We start from the raw sequence: 9,772 nt of genomic DNA on the forward strand, positions 1-9,772 counted from the left end.
GCTATGATAAATAGTTGTTTTTTTGGGTAAACCTGATTTTTATTAAACGCTGTTTATTAGTGTGGTTTGTGCAAAGAATAATGTCGCTAAAAGCAATAAGCGCCTAAAGAAAAACAAAAAGTTAAAGTTACCTGACCATGTGGTCAGGTTTTAGACATAAATCAGGCCACGAAACGTTGCTGAGTGAGTTAAAAAATATCACTCATTGTAATAAATCTGACACAAATCTCATCAACAATCCCTGCCGTCAAATTGTTGATGAGAATTCGAAACGATTTACTACTTGCATTGAGACAAACGCTTTTTAAATAACCCAATAAGTTTTTACAAAAAGGGAAACACACATGAAAACACCCGCTAAGCTTACCCGAGTAGCGCTGGCAGTGGCATTAACGGTAGGCGTTGCTACTACTGCAGTAGCTGCCTCAGGTCAATCTTCTGCAATGCGTGGTTCAATCGTTGGACCTCAAGGTAATCCTGCTGCTGGTTCTACGATCACGATTCTTCACCAACCATCAGGTACAGTTAAAGAGTTACAAGTAAACGAAGAAGGTGCATTCTCTGCATTGGGTCTTCGCGTAGGTGGTCCTTACACAATAATTATTGAATCAGAGAAGTTTCAAGATAAAATTATTGAAGATGTATACCTTACATTGAATGACACATTCGATCTTAAAGCTCAATTAGACGCGTTAGCTGACGTTGAACGTATTACCGTTACTGGTGCACAGCTTTTCAATGATAACCAGGGTTCAAGCTCTACATTCGGTCAAAAAGCAATTGAAAACACGCCGACGTTTAACCGTGATTTGAAAGATGTTGTTCGTCTTAACCCACTTGCTGTAGTAAGTGCTGATGGCAGCGAGTTAAGTGTTGCTGGTTCCAACCCTAAGTTTAATTCACTGACTATTGATGGCGTAGGTGTAAATGATACATTTGGCCTAAATAGCAATGGTTATCCTGCACAACGTCCTCCTATTTCTCTTGATGCAGTAGAACAAATATCTATCAATGTTGCTCCTTTTAATGCTCGTGCTGGTAAATTCACAGGTGGTTCATTAGACGTAGTTACCAAATCGGGTACAAACGAGTTCGGTGGAACGGTTTTCTATGAAAAAGTCCCTTTCACAGGTGATGCATATAACGACAAAATCGATGAAGAATTTGACGTAGACAATGAAGAAGTCTCATTTGGCGCATCACTTGGTGGCGCGCTTATTCAAGATACCTTGTTTTTCTTTGCTTCATATGAAGAGTGGGAAGAAGAAGTAGCGTTTAACTACGACATGGATTCGCTTGACGGTCACAACGTTACAAACGAGCAAGTAGATACATTTTTAAATACGCTTAGTAGTGTATACGGCTTAACAGATTCGAAAGGTACTGCGCCTTCACCTGACAGTGATAAGAAAACGCTAATCAAGCTAGACTGGAACATCAACAGCGACCATCGCGCTGATTTCACGTATAGCTATCAAGATAATAGCTCTGCTCGTAACTATACCAGCAGCAATTCTCAACTGAATATGACGTCTAATGGGTGGTCGCAAGATTCAGAAACCACTATTTACACCGGTCACGTTTACTCATACTGGACAGACGACTTTTCATCTGAAATTAGTATTTCCTACAAAGATTACACACAAGCGTCAAATACAAATTCAGACTGGGGCGAAATCAACGTTAGAACTGGAACCGGTACGATTATAGCGGGCCAGGATGAGAACCGTCACGCTAACGTGCTGAAGAATGAAGTATGGACTCTAGGTTTCCACGGTGTATATCTTGCTGGCGACGTTGAGTATAAGTTCGGTCTAGAAATGGAAGATACATGGAACTATAACGTTTATGGACGTGACTCAGCAGGCACTTGGTCGTTTGAAACTTTAGAAGACTTCGCAAACCGTGCACCAGACCTGGTTGAATACTCAAATGCGTATACAAACGATATCAATGATATCGCCTACGATGTTGATAGTACGCTTTATACAGCGTATGGCGAAGCCAACTTTGAGCTATTTGAAGATTTTGAAGTAACCGCAGGTTTACGCGTTGAATATCTGACAGTTGAAGATTCACCCATGTTGAATCAGAACTTTCTTGATACCTACAACTTTGCCAACACAGAAAACCTAGACGGCAATACTATGGTGCTTCCACGTCTTGGGTTTGAGTGGTCAATTAATGAAGATCTTACTCTACGCGGTGGTGTAGGTCGCTTCACTGGTGGTTCTCCACTTGTTTGGATATCGAATGCCTACACCAAAAACGGTGTAGCGTTGGACCAGTATTCGACAGAAAGTATCGCGCCAGAGAATGTTATGTTTGATCAAGTACCTCAGGTGCTTAAAGATCAGCTTTCAATCGGCTCAGGTTCTACCAACTCAATTGACCCTGATTTCGATATGCCGTCTGATTGGCGCTATCAAATCGCAGCTGATTATATCTTCGACGTAGAAGGCTTAGGCAACAACTTCTCGTGGACAACAGAATTAACGTACGTTGACAAGAAAGATGCGGCAGCGTGGGTTGAGTTAGCCAGAACGCCTGAGGTAACTCTTGCAGATGGCCGTATTATTTACGGCAGTGTATACGATGGTACAGATAATGCTGGAAACTACGATATACAACTGACGAACGCTTCTGACGGTGGCCGAAGCATTCTGTTTACTACTGCATTAGGTAAACAATGGGACAACGGTATTAGCCTAAACATGTCATATACGCATCAAGACATTACTGAGGGCGCGCCTGGAACAAGTTCTACAGCAGAATCTAACTATGTTTTCAATATTGCGACAAACCGCAATGAGCCAAATGTTGATACTGCGTATTTTGAAGTACCGCACCGCTTTGTATTAAACCTTGGTTATACGCATCAGTTCTTTACTGGTTACAATACAGACTTTAACCTGTTCTTTGAAAGACGTTCTGGTCGTCGCTTCTCTCACACATTGGGCCTCTACAACGATCCTGACTTCGGTGATCAATTTGGTATCAACGGCGGTGATTACCAGATTTACATCCCTGAAGGTCCGAACGATCCGCTTATGGACTTCGAAGGTGGTTTAAGCTACGAAGAAATCATGGAAGTAGTGACAGCGGCAGGCCTTGAAGGTTATGCGGGTTCTATCATTCCTAAAAATACGGGTTCTCAGCCTTGGATCACGTCAATGGATCTTTATATTTCTCAGGAAGTACCAGGGTTCTATGATGACCACAAAGGGAAGGTTTACCTTTCAATTGAAAACTTTGCAAACTTGTTGAATGACGATTGGGGTAAAGTGTACCAAGTCGAGTATTCAAGTGTTGATTTGTTCGACTTACAAGGTGTTAACGAGAACAACCAGTATCAGTATACCAATGCGTTTGATGGTAACGCGGGTCAAAACTGGGATGAGTTCGAAGTGGATGAGTCTACGTGGCGTATTAAAGTGGGTGTTAGATATACGTTCTAATATAAAAAGAACATTTATCAATTAAGCACCGCGTATTAATTAAGCGACATATGACTTAGTTTATTACGCTCTTGTTATTAAGCCCGATTTCGATACTGAATTGAAATCGGGCTTTTTTTTGCGTTCAACCCGCCCTGCAAGTATTCCTATTCTCGCAAATTGTCATACGAAAGAAATAATATCCCCCTAGTATATTGGTGTTTCTCACCAGAATGTTGACACTCGTCTATTTTTGTCACAAAAATGTAATAGATTGGCTCTGTGATAGTTATTCAGAGCTAAACGTATGACAGCGCATTAAGTCGTAGCACTGCAAATAGAAATAAAAAAGGAAACTACACATGAGAACACTCACTCGATTCAATCGTGTCGCCGCTGCTGTGGCAATATCGATTGGTTTATCCTCTACGGCTATGGCACAAGTTACCTCCTCGGAATTGAACGGCAAAATAGTAGGTCCGCAGGGTAACCCCGCAGCAGGTACAGTTGTAACTGTAACTCACGTTCCAACAGGCGCAGTGAAAACTGTAACGGTAAATAACGGTGGTACGTTCAGTCTGCGAGGTCTTCGCGTAGGTGGTCCATATACAGTTGTTATTAACTCTGACGAATTCGCTGATCAGACTATCAACGATGTTTACTTAGAGCTTGGTGAATCAGCGTCTATCGAGCGTATGCTTGAGCCTGCGGCTGAATACGAAAACATTGTCGTTACTGGTTCTCAGGTTAGCAGCTTATCTTTCGGTCAAACGGGCCCGGTAGCAAGCTTCGACCTTTCTACTCTTCAAGAGGCACCAGCAATTAACCGTGACATCACAGACATCGTTCGTATCGACCCACGTATTTACGTAGATGAAGGCGGTAGCAACGGTATTCAGTGTGTGGGTAAAAACCCGCGCTTCAACAGCTTGACTGTTGACGGTGTTCGTATGAACGACCTTTTCGGTCTTAACTCAAATGGCTACCCAACCGAAAGAATGCCTTTTTCTTTCGACGCTATTGCTGGCGTTTCAGTTGAAATTGCACCTTTCGACGTAATTTACGGTGGTTTCTCTGCGTGTAACATCAGTGCGGTAAGTAAAACAGGGACTAATGAAGTTCATGGTACTGCGTTCTACGACTTCGGTAGCGACAGCTTACGTGGTGACTCACTTGAAGGTGATGACATTACGCTTGGTGACTATACCGAGAAGCGTTATGGCTTTACCGTTGGCGCACCGCTAATCAAGGATAAATTATTCATCTTTGCAGCATACGAAAAGCTTGAAGGTGCTAACACCTTCGATCGCGGTGCCATTGGTTCAGGCGCAATCAACGAAGTTGCACTTACTCAAGATCAGCTAGAAACTATTCAGACGGTGTCTCAATCTCTGTACAACTTCGATGCGGGAACAACGCCGCTAAGCATGCCAAACGAAGATGAAAAGCTACTTGTTAAATTAGACTGGAACATTAATGATAACCACCGTTTTGCATTCACCTATAATTATAACGATGGTAACAATTTCGTAGAGTCTGATGGTGATGCTAACGAATTTGAGCTGTCTAGCCACTTATATGAGCGAGGCGCAGAACTTCAAACATTCGTAGGTGTCTTGTACTCTGACTGGACAGACAAATTTTCGACTGAAATTCGTATCTCGCGTACAGAGTTAGATAACCTTCAACGCTCCATGTACGGAAATGGTTCTCCTGGTGATAACGATTTTGGTGAGATCAAAATCTTGTTCGATATGGAAACAGAAGATGATGCTGATGACCTTACGGTTTACTTAGGATCTGACGATAGTCGTCAAGTAAACCAATTAGATTGGGAAGCGATCAGCCTAATGTTCCGTGGTAACTATTATTTTGATAATGGGCATACGCTTACTTTTGGTTACGAGAGCGATGACCTTGATATCTATAATCTATTTGTGCAGCACTCTGAAACATCCATCTTTTTTGAAAGCTTAGATGACTTCGTTAACGGAACCAATGCCGAAATCGAGTATGGTTACGCCTATTCCGGTGAGTTGTTAGATCGCGCTGCAGAATGGGGCTTCAAGTCTCACTCGGTGTACGCTCAAGACGAGTTTTATTTAACCGACGATTTAAAAGTGGTCGCGGGCTTACGTTACGACTGGACAACAACGTCTGACAGACCTATTGAAAATACGGAATTTACTGAAAAGAATGGTTACAGCAATACTGCAAACCTCGACGGTATAGGATTGCTTCAGCCACGAGTTGGTATTAACTACACCCTAAGTGATAGTACAGAGCTGCGTGGTGGCTTCGGTCTATTCTCTGGCGGAAACCCTAACGTTTGGATGACCAATAACTACCAAAACACCAACGTATTAGGTGGGGAGGTAGAGGGTGACTATGCTAACTTGTTTGACGGCAGCGTTACTTGGGTAAATACAGAAGACGGCGTTACTGCTGGCCCTGGTTACTCAGTGCCGTCTGATCTTGATGCGCTAATGGACGCAGGCCTAGGTGAGAACTTTGAAAGTAATAACCTTGACCCAGACTTTGAAATGCCGAGCGAATGGAAGTTCTCTGCTGGCGTGACTCACATCACGGACGAAGACTACGTGTTTAACGTAGATCTATTAGTGAGTGTTGCTCAAGACCAAGCTATGATTAAGTATTTAGGGTTTGACGAGGTGGGTTTCACTGATGATGGTTACATCGACTACGAACTGACCGGTTACGGTTCACTTGAATTAACCAATTCTGACAAAACAGTGACGTCGTACTCATTTACTACGACGATGAATAAGTCGTGGGATAACGGTATTTCCGTAACTGCAGGTTATAACTACAGCGATGCGGAAGATGTTCAACCCATGACCAGTTCCGTTGCCTTCTCTAACTACCAATACCGCGCATTTACTAATCCTAACGAAGATGTTGCATCACTGTCCGATTGGAATATCAAGCATCGATTAACGGTTGATTTCCGTTATGTCACTGAGCTTATCGACGGTTATAACACGATATTCTCCGCTTTCGGCGTGGCGCAATCAGGTAGGCCTTACAGTGAGGTCTTTTCTCAAGATGACAGTAATGCAATCTTCGGCTTTACACCTTACATCGATGATGAAGCAGTATTACCAATTGGCGTTGCTCGAAACTCAGAAGAGAGTCCTTGGTGGACTAAGGTTGATGTTGCGATTAGACAAGACATTCCGGCTTTCCACAAAGACCACACCGCGCAGGTCTCATTTGTAATCAATAATTTCACGAATTTGATAAACGACGATTGGGGTGTGCTTGAAGAACCTGAGTTTAATCGAGTTGTAATAGGAACTGCGAACCCTACGCCACGTCAGGGTGACGCGTCTCTATGGGAAATGCGTATAGGTGTTAACTACCGCTTCTGACCGCGATGGTTAATTTCCCTAAGACATGTTGTAGTGTTAGGTGCCACTCTCCTTAACAGGAAGTGGCATTTTTTTATAATGCTCATTTATCTAACGACCATGTTATCAAGCGATCTCTCGCCTTTTTAATGATCTAACTGCGTACTTTAGCCGAAGTAATAAGCGACAAATTTTTAAATGCTCGCAAGGAGGGCTTATGACAAAACGTATGCTAATGGTTATGACGTCTCACGAAATTATGGGTGATACAGGAAAGAAGACCGGCATGTGGTTAGAAGAGTTCGCAGCGCCATATTACGCATTTAAAGACCAAGGCTATACTATTACGCTGGCATCGCCGATGGGCGGACAGGTACCTATTGATCCCAACAGCCTTGCTGATGATGCGATGACAGATGACGCTATACGTTACACCAAAGATGAGCTAGCACGCAGTGCGATGGCGTCAACAATACCCCTTGAAGATGTGCGTGCGGAAGAGTTTGACGCGGTCTTCTATCCGGGAGGCCACGGCCCTTTGTGGGACTTGTCGGATAACGCGCATTCTATCAAACTCATTGAAGACACTATAGCGGCAAATAAGCCCGTTGGCGCGGTGTGCCATGCACCAATTGTACTGAAAGACGTCAAAACACCTGACGGTAAATATTTAGTGGAAGGAAAGTCGGTTACCGGTTTCTCGAACAGCGAGGAAGCAGCGATGGAGCTCACTGATGTTGTACCTTACCTTGTTGAAGATGAGTTGGTGAAGAAAGGCGGGAATTACGAAAGTGTAGAAGATTTTGCTGTAAAAGTTTGCACAGACGGCTTATTGGTTACTGGACAAAATCCTCCATCGTCACGGCCCGCGGCTGATGCCCTTATCAAGCTTCTGTCTTAATCGACGTTAAAATCCTATAAATATTGAAACCGCATTAGCCATGCGGTTTCTTTGTCTCTAGTAGCTAAGATTGCACTCGAAGCGCTTTTCGAGCGTAATCGTGTCAATGAACAACATCGCTTTGGCTAAACGTTCTCAAACAGGTCTTCAACACGCTGTCTTAGTTCTTCGATTCTAGATACATCCGCTGGCGCGATGAAAATAGTGTCGTCACCTGCAATGGTGCCCAAAACTCCGTCTTTCTTACTTAATGAGTCAAGCAAGCGCGCAATAAGCTGTGCAGCACCAGGGCTGGTTCTAATGATTACCATTACGTTGTTGTGAACGATATCCAGTACCAGCTGTTTAAGAGGGCTTTTAGCCGTAGGCATACCTAGCTCTGGAGGCAAGCAATACACCATGTCACCTCGGGCATTTCGCGTGCGTACCGCACCGAATTTGCTTAGCATTCTAGAGATTTTAGATTGGCTGATGTTGTCGAAACCTTGAGCTTTTAAAGCATCAACAATCTCGCCTTGGGAACCGTAACTTTCGGCTTTAAGAATTTCTTTAAAAGCTTTGATGAGTTGCTCTTGTTTTGCGTTTGCCATTAGCGCTCTTTTCTTTTTTGAGGGTTATCGTTAGGAATTATATTTAGTATGCGTATATTGTGCCGTACAGGTAGACTTTGCGCAATTTCTTTGCATAATCATTCATGATAATGAATATCGAGATAAAATCGCCATAAATAACGTTAATAAGACGATCCGGTGATTGAGTTTTCCCCCGCGTTGCATTAGTGTGACGTTCCGTTTAAATACGTGAAGTAATCCCATAGGAGAAATGGTATGAAAGTAGCCGTGTTAGGTGCTGCCGGTGGTATTGGTCAGGCGCTGTCTTTGTTGTTGAAAACACAATTGCCAGCAGGTTCAGATTTAGCGCTTTACGACGTAGCGCCAGTTGTTCCTGGTGTTGCCGTTGATTTGAGCCACATCCCCACTGCGGTAAAAGTAACCGGTCACGGTAAAGATGACCTAGCTGATGCACTAACTGGAGCAGACGTTGTTCTAATTCCAGCGGGTATGCCTCGTAAGCCAGGTATGGATCGTTCTGATCTGTTCAACATCAACGCCGGCATTGTTAAAAACCTAATCGAAGGTGTAGCTGATAACTGCCCGAACGCGTGTGTTGGTATCATCACTAACCCAGTTAACACTACTGTTGCTATTGCAGCTGAAACGCTAAAAGCTAAAGGCGTTTACGACAAGAACAAGCTTTTCGGTGTAACGACACTAGACGTTATCCGTGCTGAAACGTTTGTTGCTGAACTTAAAGGTGTAGATGTATCTTCTGTGCACGTACCGGTAATCGGTGGTCACTCTGGTACAACTATTCTTCCTCTACTTTCACAAGTTGAAGGTGTAGAGTTCTCAGACGAAGAAGTTGCTAGCCTAACTACTCGTATCCAAAACGCTGGTACTGAAGTTGTTGAAGCTAAAGCGGGCGGCGGTTCTGCAACCCTATCAATGGGTCAAGCAGCAGCACGTTTCTGTTTATCTCTAGTTGCAGCAATGCAGGGTGAGAACGTTGTTGAGTACACTTATGTACAAACTGACGACAGCGACGACGCAGCATTCTTTGCACATCCAGTTCGCCTAGGCGCAAACGGTGTTGAAGAAATCTTGCCATACGGCGAGCTAAGCGCATTTGAAGAAAAAGCGAAAAACGACATGCTTGAAGGCCTACGTGGCGACATCAAGCTAGGCGTAGACTTCGTAAACGGCTAATAACGCCTGAAGCGGATGTACTAGCATCCGCTAGAAAAGGCTGGATACGTTCTTACGTACCCAGCCTTTTTTGCATTTAAGACATGTGTCGTCCTAATATAGGTTGACAGTTATTAGGCCAGCTCTCGAAGCTGGCCTTTTCTATTATGCACTGCGTTAGGCGTTTCCATATCTAATGCTAAGTGCGGTCTCATTTCATTGTAAATATTGATTGATTCGGTAACGAGTATTTTCAACTCTTCGATTGTTTTACATCGGTAGAGCAAGAACTCTTGCTTAAGTATACCGTTTATTCGT

At 43.5% G+C, this 9,772-nt stretch carries 6 protein-coding genes; 4 read left to right on the plus strand and 2 right to left on the minus strand.

From position 1 onward, the window contains the following. Positions 1-344 precede the first annotated feature (344 nt). The 3 genes from KUL49_RS20455 to KUL49_RS20465 all read left to right on the plus strand — a co-directional run bounded on the left by KUL49_RS20455 (position 345) and on the right by KUL49_RS20465 (position 7,709). Positions 345-3,458: a TonB-dependent receptor gene (locus KUL49_RS20455; RefSeq protein ID WP_131138433.1), complete on the plus strand. Its 3,114-nt coding sequence runs from the start codon at positions 345-347 to the stop codon at positions 3,456-3,458. A 341-nt stretch (positions 3,459-3,799) separates the two neighbouring features. Continuing rightward, positions 3,800-6,829, plus strand: a complete 3,030-nt coding sequence (locus tag KUL49_RS20460) for a TonB-dependent receptor (RefSeq protein ID WP_131138434.1) — start codon at positions 3,800-3,802, stop codon at positions 6,827-6,829. A gap of 196 nt (positions 6,830-7,025) precedes the next feature. Then, positions 7,026-7,709: a type 1 glutamine amidotransferase domain-containing protein gene (locus KUL49_RS20465; RefSeq protein WP_131138435.1), complete on the plus strand. Its 684-nt coding sequence runs from the start codon at positions 7,026-7,028 to the stop codon at positions 7,707-7,709. Positions 7,710-7,834: 125 nt separating this feature from the next. On the opposite strand, the gene argR is transcribed toward KUL49_RS20465, so the two are convergent. Further along, complete coding sequence (argR, locus tag KUL49_RS20470; protein WP_101565957.1) at positions 7,835-8,299, minus strand: transcriptional regulator ArgR; 465 nt, start codon at positions 8,297-8,299, stop codon at positions 7,835-7,837. A gap of 237 nt (positions 8,300-8,536) precedes the next feature. Between argR and mdh the strand changes: the two genes are divergently transcribed. Continuing rightward, the gene (gene mdh / locus KUL49_RS20475) at positions 8,537-9,475 is read left to right on the plus strand and encodes a malate dehydrogenase (protein WP_131138436.1); all 939 of its coding nucleotides are present in this window, start codon (positions 8,537-8,539) and stop codon (positions 9,473-9,475) included. Positions 9,476-9,588: 113 nt separating this feature from the next. On the opposite strand, the gene KUL49_RS20480 is transcribed toward mdh, so the two are convergent. Continuing rightward, positions 9,589-9,772: integrase core domain-containing protein (locus tag KUL49_RS20480; RefSeq protein WP_141306352.1), on the minus strand; the 184-nt coding region annotated here is incomplete at its 5' end.

Origin of the sequence: Alteromonas sp. KUL17 (genome assembly GCF_006538305.1) — a bacterium.
GTDB lineage: Bacteria > Pseudomonadota > Gammaproteobacteria > Enterobacterales > Alteromonadaceae > Alteromonas > Alteromonas macleodii.